Origin of the sequence: Micromonospora sp. NPDC003816, assembly GCF_042874705.1 — a bacterium.
GTDB lineage: Bacteria > Actinomycetota > Actinomycetes > Mycobacteriales > Micromonosporaceae > Micromonospora.
Map to the genome: position 1 here is coordinate 29,615 of NZ_JBIANP010000005.1, position 24,670 is coordinate 54,284.

General features: G+C 72.3%; 23 protein-coding genes. 8 read left to right on the plus strand and 15 right to left on the minus strand.

Annotated elements, in window-relative coordinates:
* Position 1 precedes the first annotated feature (1 nt).
* From ACFYTT_RS18130 to ACFYTT_RS18170, 9 genes are read right to left on the minus strand one after another with little or no spacing between them, the layout of a single operon-like run.
* Complete coding sequence (locus ACFYTT_RS18130; RefSeq protein ID WP_387260521.1) at positions 2 to 835, minus strand: SMP-30/gluconolactonase/LRE family protein; 834 nt, start codon at positions 833 to 835, stop codon at positions 2 to 4.
* Complete coding sequence (locus ACFYTT_RS18135) at positions 835 to 1,650, minus strand: SDR family NAD(P)-dependent oxidoreductase (protein WP_131051977.1); 816 nt, start codon at positions 1,648 to 1,650, stop codon at positions 835 to 837. Before ACFYTT_RS18135 ends, ACFYTT_RS18130 begins: the two co-directional genes overlap by 1 nt.
* A complete protein-coding gene (locus tag ACFYTT_RS18140) occupies positions 1,647 to 2,648 on the minus strand; it encodes an oligopeptide/dipeptide ABC transporter ATP-binding protein (protein WP_357218408.1) in 1,002 nt (333 codons plus the stop codon). The genes ACFYTT_RS18135 and ACFYTT_RS18140 overlap by 4 nt, the downstream gene beginning before the upstream one ends.
* Positions 2,641 to 3,633, minus strand: a complete 993-nt coding sequence (locus ACFYTT_RS18145; RefSeq protein WP_176094595.1) for an ABC transporter ATP-binding protein — start codon at positions 3,631 to 3,633, stop codon at positions 2,641 to 2,643. The genes ACFYTT_RS18140 and ACFYTT_RS18145 overlap by 8 nt, the downstream gene beginning before the upstream one ends.
* Positions 3,634 to 3,672: 39 nt before the next feature.
* Positions 3,673 to 5,190, minus strand: coding sequence for an ABC transporter substrate-binding protein (locus ACFYTT_RS18150; protein ID WP_161594912.1), 1,518 nt, complete (start codon positions 5,188 to 5,190; stop codon positions 3,673 to 3,675).
* A 41-nt stretch (positions 5,191 to 5,231) separates the two neighbouring features.
* A complete protein-coding gene (locus ACFYTT_RS18155; RefSeq protein WP_131051981.1) occupies positions 5,232 to 6,110 on the minus strand; it encodes an ABC transporter permease in 879 nt (292 codons plus the stop codon).
* On the minus strand, positions 6,110 to 7,033 hold the full coding sequence (gene nikB / locus ACFYTT_RS18160) for a nickel ABC transporter permease (protein WP_131051982.1): 924 nt from the start codon (positions 7,031 to 7,033) through the stop codon (positions 6,110 to 6,112). Before nikB ends, ACFYTT_RS18155 begins: the two co-directional genes overlap by 1 nt.
* A 36-nt stretch (positions 7,034 to 7,069) precedes the next feature.
* Positions 7,070 to 8,506 (minus strand): aldehyde dehydrogenase family protein, encoded by a 1,437-nt coding sequence (locus ACFYTT_RS18165; protein ID WP_387260527.1) that lies wholly within the window; start codon positions 8,504 to 8,506, stop codon positions 7,070 to 7,072.
* Positions 8,503 to 9,492: a Gfo/Idh/MocA family protein gene (locus tag ACFYTT_RS18170; RefSeq protein ID WP_161595071.1), complete on the minus strand. Its 990-nt coding sequence runs from the start codon at positions 9,490 to 9,492 to the stop codon at positions 8,503 to 8,505. Before ACFYTT_RS18170 ends, ACFYTT_RS18165 begins: the two co-directional genes overlap by 4 nt.
* Positions 9,493 to 9,652: 160 nt before the next feature.
* On the opposite strand from ACFYTT_RS18170, the gene ACFYTT_RS18175 reads away from it, so the two are divergent.
* From ACFYTT_RS18175 to ACFYTT_RS18200, 6 genes are all read left to right on the plus strand, one after another.
* A complete protein-coding gene (locus tag ACFYTT_RS18175) occupies positions 9,653 to 10,309 on the plus strand; it encodes an RraA family protein (RefSeq protein ID WP_161595072.1) in 657 nt (218 codons plus the stop codon).
* A 2-nt stretch (positions 10,310 to 10,311) separates the two neighbouring features.
* Positions 10,312 to 11,358 (plus strand): pyridoxal-phosphate dependent enzyme, encoded by a 1,047-nt coding sequence (locus ACFYTT_RS18180; RefSeq protein WP_176094597.1) that lies wholly within the window; start codon positions 10,312 to 10,314, stop codon positions 11,356 to 11,358.
* The gene (locus ACFYTT_RS18185; RefSeq protein WP_176094598.1) at positions 11,355 to 12,194 is read left to right on the plus strand and encodes a creatininase family protein; all 840 of its coding nucleotides are present in this window, start codon (positions 11,355 to 11,357) and stop codon (positions 12,192 to 12,194) included. Before ACFYTT_RS18180 ends, ACFYTT_RS18185 begins: the two co-directional genes overlap by 4 nt.
* Complete coding sequence (locus tag ACFYTT_RS18190; RefSeq protein ID WP_131054797.1) at positions 12,191 to 12,685, plus strand: RidA family protein; 495 nt, start codon at positions 12,191 to 12,193, stop codon at positions 12,683 to 12,685. The genes ACFYTT_RS18185 and ACFYTT_RS18190 overlap by 4 nt, the downstream gene beginning before the upstream one ends.
* A gap of 64 nt (positions 12,686 to 12,749) precedes the next feature.
* On the plus strand, positions 12,750 to 13,547 hold the full coding sequence (locus ACFYTT_RS18195; RefSeq protein WP_131054796.1) for an IclR family transcriptional regulator: 798 nt from the start codon (positions 12,750 to 12,752) through the stop codon (positions 13,545 to 13,547).
* Positions 13,548 to 13,718: 171 nt separating this feature from the next.
* The gene (locus ACFYTT_RS18200) at positions 13,719 to 15,560 is read left to right on the plus strand and encodes a thiamine pyrophosphate-requiring protein (RefSeq protein ID WP_131054795.1); all 1,842 of its coding nucleotides are present in this window, start codon (positions 13,719 to 13,721) and stop codon (positions 15,558 to 15,560) included.
* 103 nt (positions 15,561 to 15,663) lie between these two features.
* Here ACFYTT_RS18200 and ACFYTT_RS18205 read toward each other — a convergent pair whose 3' ends face one another.
* From ACFYTT_RS18205 to ACFYTT_RS18220, 4 genes are all read right to left on the minus strand, one after another.
* The gene (locus ACFYTT_RS18205; protein WP_387260993.1) at positions 15,664 to 17,853 is read right to left on the minus strand and encodes a transglycosylase domain-containing protein; all 2,190 of its coding nucleotides are present in this window, start codon (positions 17,851 to 17,853) and stop codon (positions 15,664 to 15,666) included.
* A 220-nt stretch (positions 17,854 to 18,073) separates the two neighbouring features.
* Positions 18,074 to 18,889, minus strand: a complete 816-nt coding sequence (locus ACFYTT_RS18210; RefSeq protein WP_387260534.1) for a hypothetical protein — start codon at positions 18,887 to 18,889, stop codon at positions 18,074 to 18,076.
* Positions 18,890 to 19,062: 173 nt separating this feature from the next.
* Complete coding sequence (locus tag ACFYTT_RS18215) at positions 19,063 to 20,172, minus strand: SPFH domain-containing protein (protein WP_176094600.1); 1,110 nt, start codon at positions 20,170 to 20,172, stop codon at positions 19,063 to 19,065.
* Between the two features lie 4 nt (positions 20,173 to 20,176).
* Positions 20,177 to 20,647 carry an NfeD family protein gene (locus ACFYTT_RS18220; RefSeq protein ID WP_131057656.1) on the minus strand — a complete coding sequence of 157 codons (471 nt, stop codon included), beginning with the start codon at positions 20,645 to 20,647 and terminating at the stop codon, positions 20,177 to 20,179.
* A gap of 82 nt (positions 20,648 to 20,729) precedes the next feature.
* Here ACFYTT_RS18220 and ACFYTT_RS18225 point away from each other — a divergent pair, with 82 nt between their 5' ends.
* Positions 20,730 to 22,049, plus strand: coding sequence for a serine hydrolase domain-containing protein (locus ACFYTT_RS18225; RefSeq protein ID WP_387260537.1), 1,320 nt, complete (start codon positions 20,730 to 20,732; stop codon positions 22,047 to 22,049).
* Positions 22,050 to 22,064: 15 nt separating this feature from the next.
* Here the strand turns inward: ACFYTT_RS18225 and ACFYTT_RS18230 are convergent, their stop codons facing one another.
* Positions 22,065 to 22,871 (minus strand): DUF3097 domain-containing protein, encoded by an 807-nt coding sequence (locus tag ACFYTT_RS18230; RefSeq protein WP_131054933.1) that lies wholly within the window; start codon positions 22,869 to 22,871, stop codon positions 22,065 to 22,067.
* A gap of 195 nt (positions 22,872 to 23,066) precedes the next feature.
* On the opposite strand from ACFYTT_RS18230, the gene ACFYTT_RS18235 reads away from it, so the two are divergent.
* On the plus strand, positions 23,067 to 23,861 hold the full coding sequence (locus tag ACFYTT_RS18235; RefSeq protein WP_131054932.1) for a hypothetical protein: 795 nt from the start codon (positions 23,067 to 23,069) through the stop codon (positions 23,859 to 23,861).
* 15 nt (positions 23,862 to 23,876) lie between these two features.
* On the opposite strand, the gene ACFYTT_RS18240 is transcribed toward ACFYTT_RS18235, so the two are convergent.
* Positions 23,877 to 24,656 (minus strand): HAD-IIA family hydrolase, encoded by a 780-nt coding sequence (locus ACFYTT_RS18240; protein ID WP_131054931.1) that lies wholly within the window; start codon positions 24,654 to 24,656, stop codon positions 23,877 to 23,879.
* Between the last annotated feature and the right edge of the window lie 14 nt (positions 24,657 to 24,670).

Consider the following 24,670-nt stretch of genomic DNA (forward strand, 5'->3'; position numbering starts at 1 on the left):
CCTACTCGGCCGACACCCCGCTCGGCGCGAGGTCGACTGCGGTGATGGTGTCGCCGAACAGCGAGGGCACCAGCAGCCGATCACCGTGCAGCGCCGCGTGGGACGGCATCCGCAGCAGGTCGGGTGCCTCGATCAGCGTGTCGACCCGGCCGTCGGGCGTGATCCGGACGACCCGGGAGCCCCGGGTGACGGCCAGGTAGCAGGTCCCGTCGGGGGCGACGGTGAGCCCGTCCGGCCCGGCGGACAGCGCACCGCCGATGGCGACCGTCCGGCGGCCGGAGAGCCGGCCGGGGCCCGCCACGTCGAAGGCGAGCAGGGTGTCGTCCCGGGTCAGGGAGACGTACAGGGTGCCGCCGTCGGGACTCATCCCGATGCCGTTCGGATAGACCAGGTCGGCGGCGGCGACCCGGCACGTGTCGCTCTCCCCCGGTGCCGCGTAACAGACCGAGCCGGTCGGTTCGCCGGCCGTGGCGGTGCCGGAGTCGGTGAACCAGACACCTCCGGCGGCATCGACGACGCAGCCGTTCGGGCGGAGCAGCCGCCGGCCGTCGGCGGTGCCGATGCGGGCGGTGACCGTGCCGTCGGAGGAGATCCGGACCAGTTCCGCGCGGGCCACGTCGCACCCGACGAGGCCGTCCTCGGCGCGGGCGAGCCCGAGGATGCGTCCGCCGGTGTCGGTGAACCGCTGCGCGGTGCCGTCGTCGGGGTCGATCCGCACGATCGGGCCACGCCCCTGCGGGCTGCCGAGGGCGAGTCCGGCGTAGAGGTGTCCGTCCGCGCCGACGCAGACCGTCTCCGGGTGCGGCAGCATCCGGGCCAGCGTGGAGATCCGCATCAGGCGTCCCCGCCGGACGGTTCTAGAGTTGCGGCGACCCCGGGTTCCTCCACCGGGCTGTACGCCTGAACGCTAAGGCCACCGTCGACCGGCAGCACCACCCCGGTGATGTAGCCGGACTCCGGACCGGCGAGGAAGCCCACCGCGTCGGCGACCTCCGCGAGGGTGCCCGCGCGACCGAGGGGGACGAGGCCGGCGCGCCGGGCGACCTCCTCCGGGCCGGCGTCGTCCCAACCCGGGGTACGCACCATCGCCGGGGCGACCGCGTTGACCCGGATGCCGCGTCCGGCCAGGTCCAGCGCCAGAGCGCGGGTCATCGCCTCCAGGCCGCCCTTGCTGGCCACGTACGCGGCGTTGCCCCGGAACGCCCGGGACCCGCCGATCGAGGAGAGCTGCACGACGGCGGGCGCGTCACCGGCGGTGAGCAGGGGCAACGTGGCCTGGACCAGGGCGAGTGGAGCGACGAGGTTCACCTCCAGCACGGTGCGCAGGTGCGCGGCCGTCTCCCGGCCCACCGGCGCCCGGGGCGGACCGACCGCGGCGTTGTTGACCAGCACGTCGAGTCCACCCCAGTCGGCGCGGAGCCGCTCGACGGCGGCCTCGACGGCCGCCGCGTCGGTCACGTCGGCGGTCAGCCAGGTCGGCCCGTCCGTGGTCGGGGACTCGGCGACCGGTGCTCCGGGCCCCGCAGCAACCGCCGGCTCCGGCTGCCGCCGGTCCAGAGCGGCGACCCGCCAGCCCCGGGCCAGGAAGGCGGCGACCAGGGCGGTGCCGATCGCCCCGGCGGCACCGGTGACCAGGACGCGTCTGCTCATCGGGAGACCGCCGGAGCGGACACGACCGGGCAGGCCCACTGGTGCCGCTCCCCCACCAGCGGCGGCCGGTGCTCGGCGCACTCCGGTCGGGCCAGCCAGCAGCGGGTGCGGAACGGACAACCGGAGGGCGGGTCCGCCGGGGAGGGCAGGTCCCCGGAGAGCACGATCGGCTCCGGACCCTGCTGCCGCCACGGGAACGGGTCGGGCGCGGCGGAGAGCAGCGCCTGGGTGTACGGGTGGGTCGGCGACTCGAAGACCTCCCGCGTCGGGCCCTGCTCGACGACGGTGCCGAGGTACATCACCGCGACCTGGTCGCTGACGTGGCGCACCACGTGCAGGTCGTGCGAGATGAACAGGTAGGAGAGTCCCATCTCGGCGCGCAGGTCGGCGAGGAGGTTGAGGATCTGCGCCTGGATCGACACGTCCAGCGCGGAGACCGGCTCGTCGCAGATGATCAGGGCGGGCCGCATGGACAGCGCCCGGGCGATCCCGATGCGCTGCCGCTGCCCGCCGGAGAACTGGTGCGGGTACCGGTCGGCGTGCGCGGCGGTCAGCCCCACCTGCTCCAGCAACCGGACGACCTCGTCGGCCTGGTCGCGGCGCGGTACCAGATCACGGTGGATCAACCAGCCCTCGCGGAGGATCTCCCGGACGGTGAGCCGGGGATTCAACGAGGCGTACGGGTCCTGGAAGACGTACTGCACCCGGCGGGTGAGCTGGCGCCGTTCGGCCGCGCTGAGAAGGCTCAGGTCCCGGCCGTCGAAGCGGATGGTGCCAGCGGTGGCGCGTTCCAGACCGATCAGGGCGCGGGCGGTGGAGGTCTTCCCGCAGCCCGACTCACCGACCAGCGCCAGGGTCTCGCCGGCCCCGATCCGGAAGGAGACGCCGTCGACGGCGCGGACGTGACCGACCGTGCGACGCAGCACGCTGGACCGGATCGGATAGTGCACCCGGAGGTCCTCGACCTCCAGCAGGGCGGGCGCGGTGGGGTCAGGCATCGTCGCGTACCTCCTCGGAACGGTGGCAGGCCGCGGCGCGTCCCGGGCCGTCGACGGTGGGCAGCACCTCCAGCGTGGGCCGCTGCTGCGTGCACAGGTCGACCCGCCACGCGCACCGGGGGTGGAACGGGCAGCCGGGCGGCAGGGCCTCCGGCGACGGCGGCGTACCCGGGATCGGGGTGAGTCGTGCGGTGGGCGCGGTGAGCGTCGGCACCGACTGGAGCAGGCTGCGGGTGTAAGGGTGGGCCGGGTTCTCGTACACCTGGCGCAGCGGGCCGGTCTCGACGATGCGCCCGGCGTACATGACCGCGATGCGGCTGGCGTGCGCGGCCACCACGCCGAGGTCGTGACTGATCAGGATGAGTGCCATCCGGTAGTCGCGTTGCAGCTCGGACAGCAGTTGCAGGATCTGCGCCTGGACGGTGACGTCGAGCGCGGTGGTCGGCTCGTCGGCGATGATCAGGCGCGGGCGCAGCGCGATCGCGATGGCGATCATGATGCGTTGCCGCATCCCGCCGGAGAGCTGGTGCGGGTAGTCGTCGATCCGGCGCGCCGGGTCGGGGATGCCGACCCGGCGCATCAGATCGAGCGCCTCCGCACGGGCCTTGGCCTTGGACAGGCCCCGGTGCACCCGCAGCGTCTCACCGATCTGCCGACCGATCGGGTGCACCGGGTTGAGCGAGGAGAGCGGATCCTGGAAGACCATGCTGATCTCGCCACCGCGTACGGCGCGCATCCGCCGTGCCGAGGCCGTGGTCAGCTCCGTACCGTCGAAGGTGATCCGGCCCGCGGCGATCCGGCCGGCGGGCCGGGGCAGCAGGCCGAGGATGGCCTGCGCGGTGACGCTCTTGCCGCTGCCGGACTCGCCCAGCAGGGCGAGCGTCTCCCCCTCGGCGACGTCCAGGCTGACCCCGTCCAGAGCCCGCACCGGTCCCACCCGGGAGTCGAACTCGACGACGACGTCGTGCAGGGACAGCAGGGACATCAGGTCCTCCTCGTCGGCCGGTGCACCCGGCCGGTGCGGTCAGTTCAGCGAGACACCACGGAAGTCGGGCACGTTGGTCGGCGGCGGACCGAAGCCGCTGACCCGGTCACGCCAGGCGGCCGAGGCGGTGAGTTCGAACGGCCAGGCGCCGGGTGCGTCGGCCCAGAGGATTTCCTGTGCCCGCTGGAGCTTGCGTTGCCGCTCCTGCGGGTCCAGTTCCGCGGAGGCGTCGGCGATGACCCGGTCGTACTCCTCGTTGCAGTAGCCGAGTCGCTTGGCGGCGCAGGTGTAGAGCCGGCCGAGCACGAACTCCGCGTCCTGGGTGACCACGACGCCGTCCTGGATGTTCATGTCCCAGTCGAGCGCCAGCAGGTCGTCGAGCCACTGCCCGGCTTCCTTCTCCTGCATCTCCACGTTCACGCCGACCTCCTTCCAGGCGCTGAGGATCGACTGGACCAGCGGGCGGATGTTGGCGCAGCAGTTCGCGCTCCACTGGATGCTGGTGCTGAAGCCGTTCGGGTAGCCCGCCTCCGCCAGCAGTTGCCGGGCCCGCTGCGGGTCGTAGGTGTAGCCGGGCAACTGCGCCGCGCCGAACACCGGCTGCGGCACCGGCGCCTTGGCCAGGACGGCGCTCTCGCCGAACAGGTTCTCCTGGATGGAGGAGAAGTCGACCGCGTGCCACAACGCCTGCCGGACCTTGGGGTCGTCCAACGGCTTGCGGGCGTTGTTCAGCCAGATCACATAGAACGTGGCGCTCGGTCCGCTCTCCACGGTGACCTGGTCGAATCCGCGTACCTGGCTGAGCTGGTCCGGCGGCAACGCGTACGTCACGTCGATCTCGCCGGTGCGCAGCGCGGTGAGCCGGGCGGCGTCCTCGGAGATCTCCTGGAACTCCAGCCGCTCGTACTTGGGCGCGCCGTCCCAGTAGGACTCGTTGGCCACCATGTGGGCCCGCTCGCCGGAGCGGAAGTCCTCCAACTTGAACGCGCCGGTGCCGACCGGGCGGCTCTCGATCTCGCCCGACTCGATCTGGGCCTTGCTGCCGATGTACGCCATCGAGAGATTGGTCAGCAGCGAGCCGGTGGCCCGGCTGGTGATGATCTCGACGGTCTGCTCGTCGGGGGCCTTGACCTCCTCGATGGTGGCGAACAGCGGTGCCAGGGCGGTGCTCGCCGCGAAGAGCCGGTCCAGCGACGCCTTGACGTCGGCGCTGGTCAGCGGCGACCCGTCGTGGAAGGTCACGCCCTGACGCAGGGTGAACCGGGTGGTGGTGTCGTTGACGTTCTCCCAGCTCTCGGCCAGTCGGCCGGTGATCTCGCCGTCCGAGGAGGCGACCAGGGGGTCGAACAGGTGCAGGGCCAGGGTCAGGGTGCTGCGGTCGGAGATGGCGGTGCCGTGCGGGTCGACCGAGAGCATCCGGATCGGCATCCCGACCCGCAGGGTCTGGTCCTGGTCGCCGTCACCGGAACCACCGCCGCAGGCGGCCCCGGCACCGACGACGGTCATCGCGAGCAGGCCGGCCACCAGGGACCGACGTGCTCTGCTTGTCCATGTCATTGTCTCCTCCATCGTTCGCTCGTGAAGGGTCGGCCGCGACCTCACCGGTGCTTCAGGTGTGGATCGAGCCGGTCGCGGAGTTCGTCGCCAACCACCCCGCAGGCGACGACGAGCAGGGAGAGCGCGATACCGGGCAGGGTGGAGATCCACCACGCGTCGGCCACGTAGCCGCGGCCGTTGGCGATGGTCAACCCCCAACTCGGGGTCGCGGTCGGAGTGCCGAGCCCGAGGAAGCTCAGGGCCGCCTCGGTGATGATCACCATGCCGAGTTCGACGGTGGCGACCACCAGCAGTGGCGCGGCACAGGCGGGCAGGATGCACCGCCAGATCAGGAAGAGCGGTCGAGCGCCGAGCACCCGGCTGGCGTCGACGTACTCGCGGTTGCGGACGGCCATGGTCTGTGCCCTGGCCACCCGGGCGAAGATCACCCAGATGGTCACCGCCAGCACCGCGATGACGTTGACCAGGCTGGGCCCGAGCAGGGCCGCGATCAGGATGGCCAACAGGATGGAGGGGAAGGCGAGCTGGATGTCGGCCAGCCGCATGAGCAGGCCGTCCACCCATCCGCCGACGAAGCCGGCGACGATGCCGACCGCGGTGCCGAACAGGCCCGAGATCAGCAGGGTCGCCACCCCCACCAGCAGAGAGACCTGGGCGCCGATGAGGATCTGGCTGAGCATGCCGCGTCCGACGTCGTCGGTGCCGAACCAGGCCCGGGAACCGTCGGAGAGCACGGCGCCCGGTGGTTGCAGCCGGTCGGCGAGGTTGGTCTCGGTGACGTCGAACGGCACCAGCAGCGGGCCGAGCGTGCCGGCCAGCACGGCCAGGCCGATGACGCCCAGACAGGACCAGAACAACAGGGCCGGTGGGCGACGCCGGGACCGGGTCCGCAGCGCCGTGGTCGAGGTTGCGTCAGCCATCAGTTCACCACCCGCACGCGAGGATCGATGTACGCGTAGAGCAGGTCCACGACCAGGTTCACCAGGACGAACGCGGTGGTGACGAAGGCGATGGCGGCCTGGATCACGGTGTAGTCCCGGTTACCGATCGCGTCCACGAGCAGCCGTCCCAGGCCGGGCCAGGAGAAGACCTCCTCGACCACGACCGTGCCGCCCAGCAGCGCGCCGAGTTGGAGCCCGGCGACGGTGACCACCGGGATCAACATGTTGCGCAGCGCGTGGCGGAAGAGCACCACGCTCTCCCGCAGGCCCTTGGAGCGGGCGGTCTGGATGTAGCCCTCGCCGAGGACCTCCAACAGCCCGGACCGGATCAGCCGGACCAGGATGCTGGTGAAGGGGAGTGCCAGCGTGACCGCCGGCAGGATCAGGTGCTGCGGCGTGCTGTTGCCGGCGCTGGGCAGCCATCCGAGCTGCCGGGCGAAGATCAGCAGCAGGATGATGCCGACCCAGAAGCTGGGCAGCGACTGGCCGATCAGCGACAGCACCGAGATCGCCCGGTCGGCGAGACCACGCGGACGCAGCGCCGCGGCGATGCCGAGCAGGAAGCTGGCCACCAGTGCGATGCAGATCGCGGTGAGGGCCAGGGTGACGGTGGCGGGCAGTCGCTCGATGACCATCTCGAAGGCGTCCCGGTTGTGCCGGAAGGACTGTCCGAAGTCGAGCTGGGTCACCCGGCCGAGGAAGCTGGCGTACTGGATCACGACGTTGCGTTCCAGGCCGAGTTCCCGGCGGGCGTCGGCGACCTCCTCGGCGGTGGCGTCGGGGCCGAGGATGACGCTGACCGGGTCACCGGGCACCAGCCGGACCACCGCGAAGACCAGGGTGAGCGCGCCCCACAGGATGACCAGGGCGAGCAGGAGTCTCCGGACCGTGTAGTTGATCAAAGGGTCACCACCTTCCGGTTCTGCCGCTGGGCGGGGTCACGGGCGGGACAGGGAGAGGGTCTGCTGCTGGCAGACGGCGCGGACGACGGCGGGGACACCCACCCGGCCGGTCCCGGAGTCCTTGCCCTCCCATCCGCCGAAGGGCAGGTGCAGCTCCCAGTAGGTGGAGCGGTCGTTGACGACGACGCTGCCGAACTCCAGGTCGTCGAGGGCGTCCAGGGCCCGGCCCAGGTCGGCGGTGAACACGGCGGTGGAGAGCCCGTACCCGCTCCGGTTGGCCTCGGCGACCAGCTCCGACGCGGGCAGCGGGACGATCGGGGCGACCGGCGCGAAGGACTCCTGCCGGCTCAGTGCCGCGTCCACCGCGACGTCGCCGACCACGGTGGCCGGCAGGTACTGCCCGGTGGGGAAGCCGGACAGGTGCCGGCCGCCGCTGAGCACCCGGGCGCCGGCGCCGGCCGCCGCGCCGACCTGTTCCTCGAAGCGGGTGGCCAGCGCGGGCAGGTGGACCGGCCCGAGCACGGTGGTCGGGGCGTACGGGTCGCCGGTCGGGTAGTCACCGGCACGGGCGGCGACCGCCTCGGCCAGCGGACCGGCGATCCGCGCGTCGGCCAGCACCCGGCCACCGGCGCTGCAGATCTGGCCCGACGCGGTGAAGCAGGACACGGCGATCGCGTCGGCGGCGTGCGCCAGGTCGGCGTCGGCGAAGACGATGATCGGGCCGTTGCCGCCCAGTTCGAGCAGGAGCCGTTTACCGGCGGCCCGCCGGCCCACCGCCGTGCCGGTGGCGGTGCTGCCGGTCAACCCGACCCCCACCACGCGCGGGTGACCCACCAGGTACTCGGCCACGGCGGTGTCGTCCGTGGCGACCAGGGTCACCTGCCCCTCGGGCAGGCCCGCCTCGACCATGCACCGCAGCACCAGGTCGGCCGAGGCCACCGTGGTCGGTGCCGGTTTCCAGACGGCGGCGTTGCCGGTGGCCACCAGCGGTCCGAGGTACTCGACCGGGATGTTCACCGGGAAGTTCCAGGGGGTGATCACGGCCCACACCCCGGTCGGCCGCCAGCGGGTGGTCACCAGTTTGTCGGTGGCGGCGACCGGCGGCGTACGCCCGGCCAACCGGATCGCCTCCTCGCCGGCCAGCCGGAAGCCCTCGGCGGCCTTGTCCACCTCGGCCAGCGTGCCCTGATAGGTGCGGCCGGTCTCGGCGGTGACCAGGGCGGCGATCTCCTCGCGCCGGGCGATCAGCCGGTCGGCGACGGCCAGGCAGCGGTCGCGGCGCGCGTACGGGCTGCTGCGCCGGTCGGCGACGACCGCCGCCGACGCCGCCCGGACGGCCTCGTCCACCGTGTCCGGCCCGGCGCGGTGCACCTCGGCCACGACCTCGCCGTCGACCGGGCTGCGCACCCGGTAGCGCGCGGCGGCCGGGTCGGTGTACCGGCCACCGAGCCAGGATCGGACATCGGCGGTCACCGGGCGTCTCCGGCACCGACCGGCGCGCCGTCGGCGGCCAGCGAGGCGTGGATCATCTCGACCACCCGGACGGCGGCGAGGCCCTCCTCACCGGGCACCGGCGCGGGTGCGCCCTCGGCAGCCGCCCGGACGAACTCCTCCACCTCGGTACGGATGTTGGACACGCCGGTGGCGGCGCGGCTGGGCCAGTTGCGGGTGTCGCCGTTGACCGCGCCGTCGGAGGTGGCGTGCAGCAGGTCGACGTGGCCGAGGTCGATCTCGACGGAGCCGTGCTCACCGACCACCCGCAGCCCGGCCAACGCCCGGTTGGGTCGCCCGTCGGGCAGCGTCCAGTTGTTCTCCATCGAGCCGATGACGTCACCGTCGTAGCGGACGGTCGCGTAGACGGCGTCGGCGTGGGCGGAGAGCACGGCCCGGCCGAGGGCGGACACCCGGACCGCGGTCAGTCCGGTGACGAAGCGGACCAGGTCGGCGTCGTGGATGCCGAGGAACCACGCCACGCTGGTGCGTTCCGAGGGGCGTACGGCCACCGTGCGGGTGGTGTCGCGCCAGACGTCGACGTGCCACAGGGGACCGAGCTCACCGGAGCGGACCAGCTCGCGGGCGCGGACCACGCGGGGGTCGAAGCGCAGGATGTGACCGACCGAGAGGGCGTGCGGGTCGGGTCGGGCGTCGAGGATCTTCTGCGCGTCCGCCGAGCTGGTGGCCAGCGGCTTCTCGACCAGCACCCGTACCCCGGCCCGCAGGAACGGGATGGTGGTCTGCGGGTGCAGGTGGTCCGGGGTGCAGACGCTGACCACGTCGACCCGGTCGAGCAGCTCCTCGACGTCGCGGTGCACGGGTACGCCGAACCGGTCGCGGAGCGGCTGTTCCGCAGCGGGATCGGGCTCGACCAGACCGACCAGGTCGACCCCCGGGTGCTGGTGGTAGATCCCGGCGTGGAGCTGACCCATCCAGCCCATCCCCACGACTGCCGCTCTCAACATCGTCTCTCCGTCTCTCGCGGTTCGGTCGGCTCGGATGCAGCCAGCGCAACCTGTTGCAGGGATTCCTACCAGCCCATTCCACAGGCTGCAAGGGATGTTCTGAGAATGGAACGTCATGTACTGTCCGTGCAACCACGTTCCAATCAATGAATGGAGTTCGATGGAAACCCCGCCGGTCGAGGAGATCTGCCGCCGCTTCGGCAAGCTCTACGTGGCGGCGATCGCCGACGCGCTGGACGATGCCGGGCTGTGGCACCAGGTGATGACCGATGTGCTGCCGCTGACCACCGACATGGCGGTGGCGGGCGTGGCCTTCACCGCGCTGGGCCGCCCCGAACGAAGCACCGACCGTTCCGTACGCCTGGGTGCCCGGATGATCGACGAGCTCTCCGCAGGCGAGGTCGCGGTCTTCGACTGCGCCGGTGACCGGACGGTCGGCCACTGGGGCGAGTTGCTGACCAACGGCGCCATGGCGCGCGGCGCTGTTGGCGCCGTCATCGACGGCGGTGTCCGCGACACCGGCGCGATCCTGCCGCTGAAGTTCCCGGTCTTCAACCGGTTCCGCAGCGCCCGCGACGCGAAGGGCCGCTGGAACGTCGTCGACATGCAGTCCCCGGTGGTCTGCGGCGGCGTCCCCGTGCACCCGGGCGACATCATCGTCGGCGACAGCGACGGGGTCGTCGTCGTCCCCCGCGCGATCGCGATGGACGTGCTCGTCGAGGCCGAGGCGACGGTCCGCACCGAGACGGAGATCCGGCAGCGGGTCCGGGCCGGGGAGTCGGTGGGCGCCCTCTACCAGCAGTACGAGCGGTTCTGACCATGGGCGGCAGTGCACCCTCCTGGGGTCGCCTGGACCCCCGGCTGACCGACACCGTGCGGGCCCTGCCCCGCGTCGGGATCCACCGCTGGCCGGTCACCTGCTGGCCGGCGCCCCGCCTGCACCCGGCCGGCAACCCCGTCGTGATCGCCGAGGAGCACGGCGGGTTCGCCTTCGGCGGCAACAAGGTCCGTCAGGTCGACGTCCTGCTCGGCCAGGCCCGCGAGGCCGGCGCCGACACGGTCGTCACCTCGGCCGGACCGCACTCCAACCTCTGCCGGGTGGTGGCCGCCGCCGCCCGCGCCGCCGGCCTCGACGTGCACCTCGTGCTGCGCGGCGAACCACCGGCCGAACCCAGCCGCAACCAGGTGCTCTACGAGCTGGCCGGGGCCCGCCTGCACTGGGTACGCACCACCGACGCCTTCGATCCCGTCCAGGCGCAGACCATGACCGCCATCGCCGAGCAGGGCCGCACGACCGGGGCGACGACCGCCGTCATCGACGTGCGGACCGCGCCCGGAAGCACGCTCTGCGCGCTGGCCACCACCGCCGCCGTCGACGAACTCGCCGACACCCTCGCCGACCGGCCACCGGACCGGATCATGCTCGCCGGTGGGGCCGGCAACACCGCCGGCGGCGTCCTGGCCGCGCTGGCCGCCCGCCGTGCCACGGTCGGCCTGGTGGTCGCCTCGGCGCTCGCCCCGGCGGCCCAGCTGCGGGCACTGGTCCGCGACCGGGCAGCCGCCGCGCTCGACCGGGTCGGGCTGCCCGCCGCCCTGCTCGACGAGGTGGACCTGGAGGTCACCGACGGCCAGCTCGGGGGCGGCCACGGGGTGCCCACCGAGGCGGCCGTCGCCGCACAACGGGCCACCGCGCGGGCCAGCGGCGCGTTCCTCGACCTGACCTACAACAGCAAGGCGATGGCGGCGCTGCTCGCCGACGACCGTCCCGGCTCGTGGCTGTTCCTGCACACCGGCGGCTCACCCAACGTCTTCGCCCCGCACCCGTTCCCGGCCGACGTCCCGCACACCGACGAAGGAGCACCGTGATCAACGACTACCGACTCCACCACATGACCTGGCCGCAGGTACGCGAGGCGCTGACCACGGCCACCGTCGGTGTCATCCCGTTCGGCGCCACCGAGCAGCACGGCCCCGCCCTGAAGGCCGGCATCGACTACCGGATCGCGGAACGGCTGGCCGAGGAGGTGGTCGCCGCCGCCGACGGTACGGCCCTGATGACGCCACCGATCCCGGTCGGCTTCTCCCCGCACCACATGGACTTCCCCGGCACCCTGACCGCCCGGGTGAGCACCCTCTGCTCGCTGCTGGAGGACTACCTGTCCAGCCTGGCCCGGCACGGCCTGGAACGGTTCGTCATCATGAACGGCCACGGCGGGAACCTGGCCTTCCTGCCCGCCTTCCTGACCGAGTACAAGCAGCGCACCGGGCACACCGTGGCGGTGGTCCACTGGTCGATGATGGGCCGCGACGTGGTGGTGGACATCGCCCAGTCCGAGATGTACGGCCACGCCTGCGAGGTGGAGACGAGCCTGGCGCTGCACCTGGTGCCGGACGTGGTGGTGACCGAGGAACTGGGCGGCCCCGCTCCCCTGCTGCCCTCGGCACACGAGCTGCTGCGCGGCCAGGCCATCCCGGACCGGGCCGTCGGCGGGTTCACGCCCCGGTCGCTGGCCGAGTTCAGCACCAACGGCGCGCTCGGCGACCCGGCCAAGCACGACGTCGAGAAGGGCCGCAAACTCTTCGAGGCGGTCCGGGACCGGACGGTCACGCTGATCCGGCACCTCGCCGAGGCACCGACGGCGGGCGCGATCAGTGCCGAGCGGGCCGCCGCGATCAGCACGGACTGGGGCACGCGCGGATGAGCGGCACCGAGGACACCTCCCCCGAGCGCCGCCTCGCCGACCTCGGCATCACGCTGCCACCGGCCCGTACCGCCTCCGGGGCGTACGACACGGTGGTAGTCAGCGGCGACCTGGCCGTCCTCTCCGGACACGGCCCGGTCCGCCCGGGGCATCCGCTGCCCACCGGCAAGCTCGGCGCCGAGCTGAGCGTGCCGGACGGGCAGGCGGCGGTACGCCAGGCGACGCTGAACCTGCTCGCCACCCTGCGCGCCGCCGCCGGTTCGCTCGACGACGTGGAGCAGTTGTTGACGCTCACCGTGGCGATCAACGCCACGCCCGCGTTCACCGACCACGTCCCGGTCGCCGACACCGCCTCGGAGCTGCTGCGGGACGTCTTCGGCGACCGGGGGCGGCACGCGCGGTCGGCGCTGGGGCACTCGTCACTGCCCTTCGACGTCCCGGTGTCACTGGCGTTGACCGCCCGGATCCGGGGCCGAAATACCCAGGTCTGAAACCGAGATTGGCCCGGCCGGCCGCTACAGTGTCGATGCCGCAACCCGATATCAGAGGACGCACGTGACTTCCGACAACGGATCGAATCAGAGCATCCTGCGAGCAGTGGCGATCCTCGACGCCTTCCTGCTCGGGCGCCCCGAGTTGCGGGTCACCGACGTGGCGCGGCAGGCCGGGCTCGGTGTCTCCACCGCGTCCCGGCTGCTGAGCACCCTGGAATCCCTCGGCCTGGTGGAACGCGACCCGATCTCCAACCTCTATCGGTTGGGTCCGAAGACGGTGACCCTCGGCGGTGTGGCCCTCAACCAGTCCCCCGTCTACCGCGCCGCCCGCCAGACCGCCCAGAACCTCGCCGCCGAGCACGGTCTCGGCGTCAACCTCGCGATCCGTCGCGACGACCAGGGCTTCTACCTGGGCAACTTCGAGGGTCGCTCGGCACCCCGGGCGTTCTCGCTGATCGGTCAGTCGATCCCGCTGCACGCCACCGGCCTGGGCAAGGCACTACTGCTCGGCGTCGACCCGGCACAGCGGCGGGTGCTGCTGGGCGAGAACCTGGTCGGGTTCACCCACCGCACCATCACCGACCATGACCGCCTCGACGCCGAACTGGCCACGAGCGGGTCGCGCGGCTACTCGACCGAGGAGGAGGAACTCGCCCTCGGTCGGGCCTGCCTCGCCGCGCCCATCCGCAACGCCTCCGGCGAGATCGTGGCCGCGCTCTCCATCTCCGGCCCGCTCTCCGCGATCAACCTGGCCGCCCGGGAGGCGGCCCTGGCGACCGCGGTGATCGAGGCCGCCGACGCGGTGAGCGTCGCCCTCGGCCATCACGGCCCCGCCCGGGTCATCGTCAGCCAACGCTGAATCACTGCCGGCGGACGTCCCCGGCGCACGGCCCTACCGCCCCCCGAGAGCCGGGTAGGTCGGCCGGGCGCCTCGACGGCGTACCCGAAGAATGCATGGTTTTGTCCTGGAAAGCCGGGGAAAGCCGGGCCCACCCTTCGCGGGGTGAGCCCGACCGGAAAGGCGGACCAGGTGAGCGCAGACCACACCCTCGTACCGGCGGACCCGTGGCCACTACCCCGGGACGCCACCGTCGCCGACCACATCGTGCAGCGGCTCGCCTGCTGGGGTGTGCGGCGGTACTTCGGCTTCCCCGGTGACGGCATCAACGGCATGACCTCCGCCCTGCAACGCACCGACGAGCAGGCGCAGTTCGTCCAGGTACGCCACGAGGAGACCGCCGGCTTCGCCGCGTCCGCCCACGTCAAGTACGGCGGCGGGCCGATCGGCTGCGTGCTGGTCACCAGCGGTCCGGGTGCCATCCACGCCCTCAACGGTCTCTACGACGCCAAGCTGGACCACCAGCCGGTGGTGGCGCTGGTCGGGCACACCGCCACCACCGCCGAGGGCGGCGGCTACTACCAGGAAGTGGACCTGCTCGCGCTCTACAAGGACGTCGCGGCGGCCTTCCTCGCCCAACTCGACCACCCCTCCCAGGTACGCCACCTGGTCGACCGGGCCTGCCGGACCGCGCTGGCCCGGCGTACCGTCACCGCGCTGGTGCTGCCGCTCGACGTGCAGGACCTCGCCGCCGTCCCCGACCCGCCGCACGCGCACGGCTACTACCACACCAGCAGCGTGCCGAGCAGCAGCCCGACCGTGCCGCCGGAGGCCGACGTCCGGCACGCCGCCGAGGTGCTGGGCAGCGGCGAGCGGGTGGCCATGCTGGTCGGGCAGGGCGCCCTCGGCGCCGAGAACGAGGTCCGCGAGATCGCCCACCGGCTCGGTGCCGGGGTGGCCACCGCGCTGCTCGGGTTCACCACGGTCGACCACCGGGAACCCTGGGTCACCGGCGCCATCGGCCTGCTCGGCACCCGCCCGAGCTGGCAGCTGATGAAGGAGTGCGACCGGCTGCTGATCGTGGGCAGCAACATGCCGTACTCGGAGTTCTATCCGGCCCCCGGGCAGGCCCGCGCGGTGCAGATCGACATCGACGGCACCCAGCTCGGCCTGCGCTACCCGACCGAGGTGAACCTGACCGGCGACGCCGCACCCACCCTGCGGGCCCTGCTGCGCGAACTCGGGCCGGGACCGGGACCGACCCGCTGGCGGCAGAGCATCGCCGGCGCCACCGCCGCCTGGCGACAGGCCCAGCGGGACCTGGCCGCGCAGCAGGCCGACCCGGTCAACCCGCAGATGCTCTTCGCCAGCCTCAGTGACCGGCTGCCGGACGACGTCATGCTCGCCGTCGACTGCGGCACCGCCACCGCCTGGTACGCGCGCCACCTCCAGGTCCGGCCCGGGATGCTGGCCAGCCTCTCCGGCACCCTGCTCTCCATGGGCGGCGCGATGCCGTACGCCCTGGCGGCGAAGTTCGCCCACCCGGACCGTCCGCTGATCGCCCTGATCGGTGACGGCGCGATGCAGATGAACGGCGTCAACGAGCTGATCACCGTGGCCAAGTACTGGCGCGGCTGGGCCGACCCGCGCTTCGTGGTGCTGGTCCTCAACAACCGGGACCTGGCGTTCGTCAGCTGGGAGCAGCGCTCCACCGAGGGCACGCCGATGTTCCCGGACAGCCAGCAACTGCCCGACATCGCCTACCACCAGTGGGGCGAGGTGCTGGGGTTGCGCGGCGAACTCGTCGACCACCCCGACCAGGTGTCGCAGGCGTGGGACCGGGCGCTGCGCGCCGACCGTCCGACGGTGATCAACGCCCTGGTGGACCCGGCCGAACTGATGATGCCGCCGCACTTCACCACCGAGCAGGCCCGCAAGACCGCCGCCGCGATGCTGCGCGGCGACACCGACTGGGCGGGCATCATCCGCCGCGGCCTGCCCAGCGTCGTCAGCACGTACCGCCCGCGCCGCTGAGCCTGCGCGCAAGGAAGGGTCCCTATCGCCTCGCGTATAGCAGGGGACCCTTCCTAACTTCACTACCGTGCGCCGGCACGCCCCGCGCGAGATGCAGCGGAGATCAGCCCCGGCCCTGGAACCAGCGACGCAGCTCGGACAGCGGATTGTCGCCGGTCCGGCGGTCGACGCCCGGATCCCGCTCGACAGGCCGGCGCGGCGTACCCACCAGCTCCCGGCTGGGCGCGGTGAACGCCTGCTCGGGCTCGCCGTCGACCGCCGTGGCGATGATCCGGGCCACCCCGGAGATCACCCGGGACTGCACGGTGGCACCGACCGAGTCGTTCGGGTCGTCCGGGTTCGCCGCGATGCCGGCGACGGCGACCTGCGGGGTGTACGCGACGAAGCTCTCCGTGGCGGCACCGTCGGAGCTGCCGGTCTTGCCGGCCACCGGCCGACCGTCCAGGATCCCGTTCACCGCCGTGGCGGTACCGCCGTTGCACTGCCCGAACGCGGACTGCTGGCCCACCGGGCAGCGGGCCGCGTCCGTGGCGGCCCGGGCCACGTCGGCGTCGAGCACCTGCCGGCAGGAGGGGTCACCCACCGGCAGTCGCGCACCGTCCGGGCCGGTCACCGACACCACCGGCAGCGGGGCGCAGTACGTCCCCTCCGCCGCCACCGTCGCGTACGCGTTGGCCACGTCGAGCGGGGTGGTGGCGGACACCCCCAGGGTGAACGCGCCCCAGTCGGCGGCACGCTGGTCGGCGAAGGTCGCGTCCGCCTCGGCGCGGAACGTGATGCCCAGGCGCTGCGCCATCTCCACCACCTTGTCCGGCCCGACCTGCTCGGCCAACCAGACGAAGTACGTGTTCACGGAGCGGCCGAAGCCGTCCCACATCATCCGGTACCCGTCCATCCAGGCCGGATTGGCGTTGGCCGGGCACCACCGGCCGTCGCAACTGCTGTCCCCCTCCCCGGGGTACCGGGTGGGCAGCCGGCTCGGCGCGTCGTACCCGGTGGACAGCGTCCGGCCGGACTCCAGCGCGGCGAGCATGGTGAACAGCTTGAACGTCGAGCCGCCCTGGTAGCCGGTCACGCCAGGTCCACCGGAGATCAGCGGGTTCACCGTGTTCGGGTAGTTGGCCTGCCCGTCCGGGTTCTCCGCGAGGCTGTAGTGGCGGTTGACCGCCATGGCGAGCACCCGGCCGGTGCCGGGCTCGACCGCCGCGATCGGCAGGGCGCGCGGATTGCCGTACCCGTAGACGCTGGTGGCCTCCTCCTGCGCGGTGGCCTGGATCTCCGGGTCCAGCGAGGTGACCACCGTGTAGCCGCCCCGGCGCAACGCCTGCTCGCGCTCGGCGGGGGTGTCGCCGAACTGCGGCTGCTCCATCCACCACCGGCGCAGGTAGTCGCAGAAGAAGCCCCAGCCGTCCCGACCACCGGCGGTGGCGGCACAGCCGTTGGCCTGCTCGCTGGTGTCCAGGTCCAACTCCTCGGCCTTGGCGTCGGCGGCCTGCTCCGCGGTGATCGCGGCGGTCGCGACCATGGAGTCCAGCACGTACGCGCGCCGGGCCAGCGCCGCGTCGGCGTCGCCGTCGATCGGGCTGTACGCCTCGGGCGCCTGCACCAGACCGGCCAGCAGTGCCGCCTCGTCGAGGGTCAGGTCCGCCGGCACCTTGGAGAAGTAGCGCTCACTGGCGGCGGCGATCCCGTACGCCCCGGAACCGAAGTACGCGATGTTCAGGTAGCGGGTGAGGATCTCGTCCTTGCCGAGGCGCTGTTCCAACGCGTTGGCGTACCGGATCTCCTGGAGCTTGCGCCCGACGGTCTGCTCGGTGGCCGCGGCCTGTTCCTCGCTGGTGCGGGTCGAGTCGGTCTTGAGCACGTTGCGTACGTACTGCATGGTCAACGTCGAGCCACCCTGCTCGGTGCCGCCCTCGGTGACGTTGGTGACCAGGGCGCGCGCCATGCCGCGCAGGTCCACCCCGCTGTGGTCATAGAAGCGCCGGTCCTCGGCGGCCACGATCGCCTGCCGCATCACCGGCGCGATCTCGTCCAGCGTCACGTCCGTCCGGTTGACGTCGTAGAACGTGGTGATCAGCGTCTTGCCGTCGTTGGCGTAGAGGTAGGAGCGCTGCGGGGTGGCCGGGGTCCGCAGCACGTCCGGCAGTTCGGCGTAGCTGCCCAGTGCCGCCTTGGCGGTCAGCCCGAACACCAGGTTCACCGGCAGCATGAGGCCCGCCACGACGAGGCCGACGAGCCCGCCGGCCAGCAGGACGGTGAACAGTCGCGACAGTGGCGTAGGGGTGGCCATGGTCACCAGGATTGCCGCGAATGCCACGTTCCGACCACCGAATCGGCCCAGTTGTCAGCCAATTCACGGCCAGATGCCAGCGGTCTTTGCGCTGGCCAGCACCACTGGCCAGAAGAAATGCGGACGTACCGGACACCCGACGCAGACGACCGGCGCAAGGAAGGGCCCCCTACTAACGCCTCGTGTATAGGAAGGGTCCCTTCCTTACATACGGCGGGGGTCATGCCGTGCCCAGCGGGCCGGGGCCGCCGGGGCCCGCCGGGCCCACACCGGTCGGACCTGCCGTCGCGACACTGGCGCTGGTGGCGTCGCGCAGGATCTCCCGGGGCAGCAGCCGGCCGGAACGGTAGGCGATGCCGATGCCGGCGATCAGCACGAAGATCGCCCCGAAGGTCTGCAGGGAGCCGATCAGTGCCCCGCCGAGGCCGAGCAGCGGGCTGGCGATCATCAGCATCGTGCCGTCGCCCATGCTGAACATCCCCGACCGCGCCACCGCCCATCCGGTGAGCAGCCAACCGACGCTGTAGAAGGTCGCGCCGACCAGCACCAGCGACCGGGCGGTCGCACCGAAGACCGGAGTGTCCTCGGCGAACCCGGCGAAGGGCAGCATCAGCACCGTGCCGGCGATGCTGACCAACAGGCCGGCCACGGCGCTGCGGCGACTGCGGGTGGCCGCGAGCAGGCCGGCCAGGCCGAGCAGGGCCAGCAGCCCGAGCCAGATCGCGGCGACCCAGCCGATCAGGTACACCGCGCGGCCGTCGGCCGGGTACGGGTCGTTGCCCACCCCGCCGTCGCTGGCCATGGCCACCGCGCCGTAGAGGATCGCGTACCCGGGCAGCAGCCAGACCGCGGCGCGGGCGAGGCGGCGCAGCGACCACGCCCAACTCGCGTTGGTGGCCGGTCCGGGTGGTCCCGGATCGTCGACGAAGGGCAGGACGCCGAAGCCCCCACCGGTCCGTCGGGTGCCGAGCGGCCCGGCGGGGTCGTGTGCCCCGGGTACGTCCGGCGGGGACCACAACCGTTTCAGCGGATCCATCGGTCACCTCGCTCATCCACGAGCGGTGCCGGGACACGCCGAGGCGCCCCGATGCCTGGTCACCACCCGCCTAGGACCGATGGTGGCAGGCACCGGAGCGCCTCATGAGCGTTTCTCGCATTTGTCCGGACGCCGATCCGGACCGGGTCACCCCGGCCCGGACCGACTCCGGATCAGCCTCGCTCGCGCTGGTCGGCCGGGTCGTTCAGCAGACTCCCCGGGGAGACCGGCTCGGGTGCGGGCAGACCCTGCGGCTCCCTGCCGCCGGTGGCCTGCGCCTCGGCGACGCGTACCTCGTTGTGGATCTCCTGGGCCGCCCGGGCGGCGGCCTGCGCGGCCTCGGCCGCCTCCCGCTCCACCGCGCTGGCGTCGGCGGACGCCTGCTGGGTGGGGGCGTCGCCGACCATCTGGTTCAGCCCGCCGAGCGCGCCGCCCATACCCTCCAGGGCCTTGGTCAGTTCGGCCGGCACGATCCACACCTTGTTGGCCGTGCCGTTGGCGATCTGCGGCAGGGCCTGGAGGTACTGATAGGCCAGCACCTTCTGGCTCGGGTTGGCCTGGTGGATGGCATCGAACACCGTCCGGACCGCCTTGGCCTGACCCTCGGCCTGCAGGATGCGGGCCTGCCGGTCACCGTCGGCGCGCAGCACCGCGGCCTGCTTCTCACCCTCGGCCGAGAGGATCTGCGACTGCTTGTGACCCTCGGCGTTCAGGATCGCGGCACGGCGGTCCCGCTCGGCGCGCATCTGCTTCTCCATGGAGTCGCGGATGCTCGGCGGCGGCTCGATCGCCTTGATCTCGACCCGGGTCACCTTGATGCCCCACCGGCCGGTGGTCTCGTCCAGCACCCCGGAGAGATGCCGGTTGATCTCCTCACGGCTGGTCAGCGCGCGCTCCAGGTCGAGCGAACCGATCACGTTACGCAGCGTGGTGACGGTGAGCTGCTCGATCGCCTGGAGGAAGTTGGAGATCTCGTAGGTGGCCCGGACCGAGTCGACGACCTTGAAGTAGAGCACGGTGTCGATCGAGACGACCAGGTTGTCCGAGGTGATCACGGGCTGCGGCGGGAAGCTGACCACCTGCTCGCGCATGTCCACCTTCGTCCGCACCGCGTCGACGAAGGGCACCAGGATGTTCAGCCCGGGGTTGAGCGTCCGCTTGTACCGGCCGAGCCGCTCGACCACGTCCTGACGCTGCTGCGGCACGATCCGCACCGACTTCGCCAGGGTGATCACCGAGATCAGAGCAAATGCTATCAAAAGGACGGGTATGACTAGTTCCATCCGTTCACCTCTCCGCTTCGGGTAGCTCGCCGGGCGCCGCAACGTCCCGCCAGACCAGGGCTACCGCTCCCTTGACCTGAATAACCTGCACCCGTTCTCCGGGTGCCAAAACCTGCGTGGCGTCGTAGGCCCGCGCGCTCCACACTTCGCCGTCGATCTTCACCATGCCCTGCGCGGCGTCGACCTGCTCCAGGACCAGGGCCGACGAACCCTCGATCGCCTCCACCCCGAAGGCGGTCTCACCGGTCTCCATCGCGGTCTGCTTGTGCCGCTGGATGACCGGCCGCGCCGCGAGCACGGTCAACGCCGACACCACGGCGAAGACGACAGCCTGTATCGCCACCGGCGCTCCGAACGCGGCGGCGCCTGCGGCGGCGAACGCACCGACCGCAAACATGATCAAGAACAGGGTCGCCGTGAAGATCTCAGCGACCGCTAGTACCACACCCAGCACGATCCACAGCACGGCATCCACGTACTGATCGTGACATGACAATGCACGTGTCATCGAACTGTCATGATCGGAGGCGCCCGACCACCGCCTCGAAGGAGCCTTCGTGTCCCTGCGTCCGGAAACAGTACGGCACGTCGACGCCCTGGTGGCCGACGCGCAGTCCGCCGGCCACGTGCCGTCGCTGGTCGTCGGCGTGGTGCGCGACGGCACACTGGCGTACCTGGCCGCCGCCGGTGACCATCCCCGGCCGGACGCCGACCTGCAGTACCGGATCGGCTCGATCACCAAGACCATGACCGCCGTGCTGATCATGCAGGAGCGCGACGCCGGACGGCTGGCGCTGGACGATCCGCTGCGACGGCACCTGCCCGAGGCCGGAGCCGCCGGACCGATCACCCTGCGCCAACTGCTGGGGCACGCGGGCGGGCTGCAACGCGAGCCGGACGGGCCGTGGTGGGAGCGGAGCGAGGGCGTCGACCTGCACACCCTGCTGGCCGACTTCGGCGCTCCCAAGATCGCGCTGCCGGCGTACCGCACCCACCACTACTCGAACCTGGCCTTCGGACTGCTCGGCGGCGCGCTGCAACGGATCACCGGCACCGGGTGGGCCCAGCTGGTGCGGGAACGGATCCTGGCGCCGCTGGGCATGCACCGCACCACGTACGCCGCCACCACGCCGTACGCCCCCGGGTACGTGGTGCACCCGTGGCACGACACGCTCCGCGAGGAGCCGCACACCGACACCGGGGCGATGGCCCCCGCCGGGCAGCTCTGGTCGACCGTGGCCGACCTGTCCCGGTGGGCCGCGTTCCTCGCCGACCCCGACCCCGCGGTGCTGGCCCCGGACACCCTCGACGAGATGTGCGCCCCGGTGTTCCTCAGCGATCTCGACTCCTGGCGCGGCGGCTACGGGCTGGGCATCCAACTCACCCGCCAGGGCGACCGCGTCTACGTCGGGCACGGCGGCTCGATGCCCGGCCACGTCGCCGTGCTGCTGGTGCACCGGTCCAGCCGGACCGGTCTGGTCGGCTTCGCCAACTCGTACGGCTTCCGCACCGGCGGCATCAGTCCGCTCGGCGTCCAGGTGCTGACCCGGGTCCTCGACGCCGAACCGGCACCGGCCCGGCCGTGGCGACCCGCCGACGCCCCGCCCCCGGCCGAGGTGGCGGCGCTGACCGGCCGCTGGTGGTGGATGGGCACCGCACTCGACGTCACCTGGGACCACACCACCGGCGACCTGGTGGGCACCCTGCGCGGCGACCGGGTCAGCCGCTACCGCCCGGACGGCCCGGACCGCTGGCGCGGGCACAGCGGCGCGGAGATCGGGGAGATCCTGCGCGTCCACCGCGATCCCGCCGGCCACCCGGCCGCGCTGGACATCGCCACGTTCCTGTTCACCCGCACGCCAGACGACGTCCCGTGACGGGGGCGGGCCGGCTCACTCGGTGACGAAGTCGATCAGGCGTTCCATGGCGTTGATCAGGGGGGTCTCCACGTCGGCGAAGGTGTCCACCCGGGACAGGATGTGCCGCCACATGTCGGCCGGCTCGGCGACGCCGAGCGCGGCGCAGACACCCTCCTTCCACGGGCGTCCCGGCGGCACCACCGGCCACGCCGCGATGCCCAGCGCCGACGGCTTCACCGCCTGCCACACGTCGACGTAGGGATGCCCGGTGACCAGCACGTGCGGGGAGTTCACCCGGGCCACGATCCGGCTCTCCTTGGAGCCGGGCACCAGGTGGTCGACGAGGACACCGAGCCGACGGTCGGGTCCGGGACCGAACTCCCGTACCCGGTCGTCGAGTGCGTCGACGCCCTCCAGCGGCTCCACCACCACGCCCTCGATCCGCAGGTCGTCACCCCAGATCCGCTCCACCAACGCGGCGTCGTGGACGCCCTCGACCCAGATCCGGCTGGCGCGGGCGACCCGGGCGCGAACCCCGTCCACCGCCACCGAGCCGGACGCGGTACGCCGACGCGCGGCCGGCACCGGGGCGCGGGTCGGTCGACGCAGGGTCACCGGACGACCGTCGAGCAGGAACGCGGCCGGCAGCAACGGGAAGTTGCGCCGTTTGCCGTGCCGGTCCTCCAGCACGACCGCGCCGGAGTCGAAGCCGACCACCGCGCCGCAGAAGCCCGAGTCGGCGTCCTCGACCACCAGATCCGGCTCGGCGTCGACCTCCGGGGTCACCTTCCGCCGCCGCCAGTCCCCCGCCAACACGTCGTCGCCATACCGCCGCCCCATCCGATCACGCTAACCGCCGGTCCGGCCCGCGCCGCCACCGACTCGCCGCCACGCCGTCCGGGCCACAGTGTGCGATGCATTGCAAAAGCCGCGTGTGGCAACAAATCACGCGGTGAGGTCGCGTGATCGGCGCGCCGAGGAGGTGGGCGCGCGGCAGCCGAGACAGGGGTGGGCGTCAGCACGTACTCTTTCGGCATGTCCACCCCCGCTGCGGGTGCGGCCATCCTCGCGCCGCGCCGGTCGAGCCGGTTCGTTGCCTGGGTGCGCGCCTGGCGCGCCGGGCTCGTGCCCTTCGACGAAGTCGCCGACGAGGTCGCCGGTGACGAGGAGCACCACGTCGCCGACGCGCCCGGCACCTGGACGGACGTGCCGCTACGGCAGGCCCTGCCCACCCTGGCCAAGCTCTCGCCGGACGAGATCCGGCTGGTGCTGCCGGCCCCGGGCGACCCACGCGGGCTGCCCGGCCCCGGCGACTTCGCCGGTGCCGCGCTCGTCGTCGGCGAGGCGGTGATCGCCGGTACGCTCGGCCTGATCCCCGAGGTACGCGTGCACACGTCCGGCTCCGGCGACACCTTCGAGACGGTGCTCTGGCGGGTCTACCCGCTGCCGCCCAACGCCGCGGCGGCGTCGCTCACCCTCCCCGGCGCGGCCGAGGCCGAGGCGGAACTGGCCGCCGCGCTGGCGGACACCACCGCCGCGCTCACCCGACTCGACGTGGCCCAGTGGCGCCCCGAACTGGCCGGCGCCCTGGAGGCACTGCGCCGCCCCGACGGCACCACCGACTTGCCGCCCGGATTCGACCCACGCTCCCGCCGGCTGTTCGCCCGCGCCGCCGTGCTCGACCGGGTGCTCGCACTGGCCGGACACGCGGCACCGGGCGGCGCGGTCAACAACTACGAGGCCCAGCAGCGCGACGCCGCGCTGCGCCCGCTCACCACCGCCTGCCGGCAGGCCCTGGTCGCCGCCTGCAACGCTCCCCTGCGGCCCTGAGACCGACCCGCCGGCTCAGATCTCGTCGATCAGGTCGGCCACCGAGTCGACGATCCGGGACGGCCGGTACGGGTAGCGTTCCGCCTCGGTGCGGGTACTGATCCCGGTCAGCACCAGGATCGTCTCCAGCCCGGCCTCCAGGCCGCAGAGGATGTCGGTGTCCATCCGGTCGCCGATCATCGCGGTGCTCTCCGAGTGCGCGTCGATCGTGTTCAACGCCGAGCGCATCATCATCGGGTTCGGCTTGCCGACGAAGTACGGCTCCACCCCGGTCGCCTTCGAGATCATCGCGGCCACCGACCCGGCCGCCGGCAGCGCGCCCTCCACCGACGGGCCGGTGGCATCGGGGTTGGTGCAGATGAACCGCGCGCCGTCGTCGATCAACCGGATCGCCTTGGTGATCGCCTCGAAGCTGTAGGTGCGGGTCTCCCCCAGCACCACGTAGTCGGGCGCGAAGTCGCTGAGCACGTAGCCCACCGCGTGCAGGGCGGTGGTCAGCCCGGCCTCCCCGATCACGTACGCGGTGCCGCCCGGCCGCTGGTCGGCCAGAAACTGGGCGGTGGCCAGGGCGGACGACCAGATCGCCTGCTCCGGCACGTCCAGCCCCATCCGGGCGAGCCGGGCCTGAAGATCGCGCGGGGTGTAGATCGAGTTGTTGGTCAGCACCAGGAACGGCTTTCCGGAGGCACGCAGCCGGTTGACGAACTCCGGCGCGCCCGGCACGGGCTGCCCCTCGTGCACCAGGACACCGTCCATGTCGGTGAGCCAGCTCTGCACGGGCTTACGGTCATGCATGATCGTCATCATCC

Coding starts and splice junctions, on each gene's coding strand:
- ACFYTT_RS18130 (WP_387260521.1), bottom strand. CDS start 835: ATGCGGATCTCCACGCTGGCCCGGATGCTGCCGCACCCGGAGACGGTC.
- ACFYTT_RS18135 (WP_131051977.1), bottom strand. CDS start 1,650: ATGAGCAGACGCGTCCTGGTCACCGGTGCCGCCGGGGCGATCGGCACC.
- ACFYTT_RS18140 (WP_357218408.1), bottom strand. CDS start 2,648: ATGCCTGACCCCACCGCGCCCGCCCTGCTGGAGGTCGAGGACCTCCGG.
- ACFYTT_RS18145 (WP_176094595.1), bottom strand. CDS start 3,633: ATGTCCCTGCTGTCCCTGCACGACGTCGTCGTCGAGTTCGACTCCCGG.
- ACFYTT_RS18150 (WP_161594912.1), bottom strand. CDS start 5,190: ATGACATGGACAAGCAGAGCACGTCGGTCCCTGGTGGCCGGCCTGCTC.
- ACFYTT_RS18155 (WP_131051981.1), bottom strand. CDS start 6,110: ATGGCTGACGCAACCTCGACCACGGCGCTGCGGACCCGGTCCCGGCGT.
- ACFYTT_RS18170 (WP_161595071.1), bottom strand. CDS start 9,492: ATGTTGAGAGCGGCAGTCGTGGGGATGGGCTGGATGGGTCAGCTCCAC.
- ACFYTT_RS18175 (WP_161595072.1), top strand. CDS start 9,653: ATGGAAACCCCGCCGGTCGAGGAGATCTGCCGCCGCTTCGGCAAGCTC.
- ACFYTT_RS18180 (WP_176094597.1), top strand. CDS start 10,312: ATGGGCGGCAGTGCACCCTCCTGGGGTCGCCTGGACCCCCGGCTGACC.
- ACFYTT_RS18190 (WP_131054797.1), top strand. CDS start 12,191: ATGAGCGGCACCGAGGACACCTCCCCCGAGCGCCGCCTCGCCGACCTC.
- ACFYTT_RS18205 (WP_387260993.1), bottom strand. CDS start 17,853: ATGGCCACCCCTACGCCACTGTCGCGACTGTTCACCGTCCTGCTGGCC.
- ACFYTT_RS18210 (WP_387260534.1), bottom strand. CDS start 18,889: ATGGATCCGCTGAAACGGTTGTGGTCCCCGCCGGACGTACCCGGGGCA.
- ACFYTT_RS18215 (WP_176094600.1), bottom strand. CDS start 20,172: ATGGAACTAGTCATACCCGTCCTTTTGATAGCATTTGCTCTGATCTCG.
- ACFYTT_RS18230 (WP_131054933.1), bottom strand. CDS start 22,871: ATGGGGCGGCGGTATGGCGACGACGTGTTGGCGGGGGACTGGCGGCGG.
- ACFYTT_RS18235 (WP_131054932.1), top strand. CDS start 23,067: ATGTCCACCCCCGCTGCGGGTGCGGCCATCCTCGCGCCGCGCCGGTCG.
- ACFYTT_RS18240 (WP_131054931.1), bottom strand. CDS start 24,656: ATGCATGACCGTAAGCCCGTGCAGAGCTGGCTCACCGACATGGACGGT.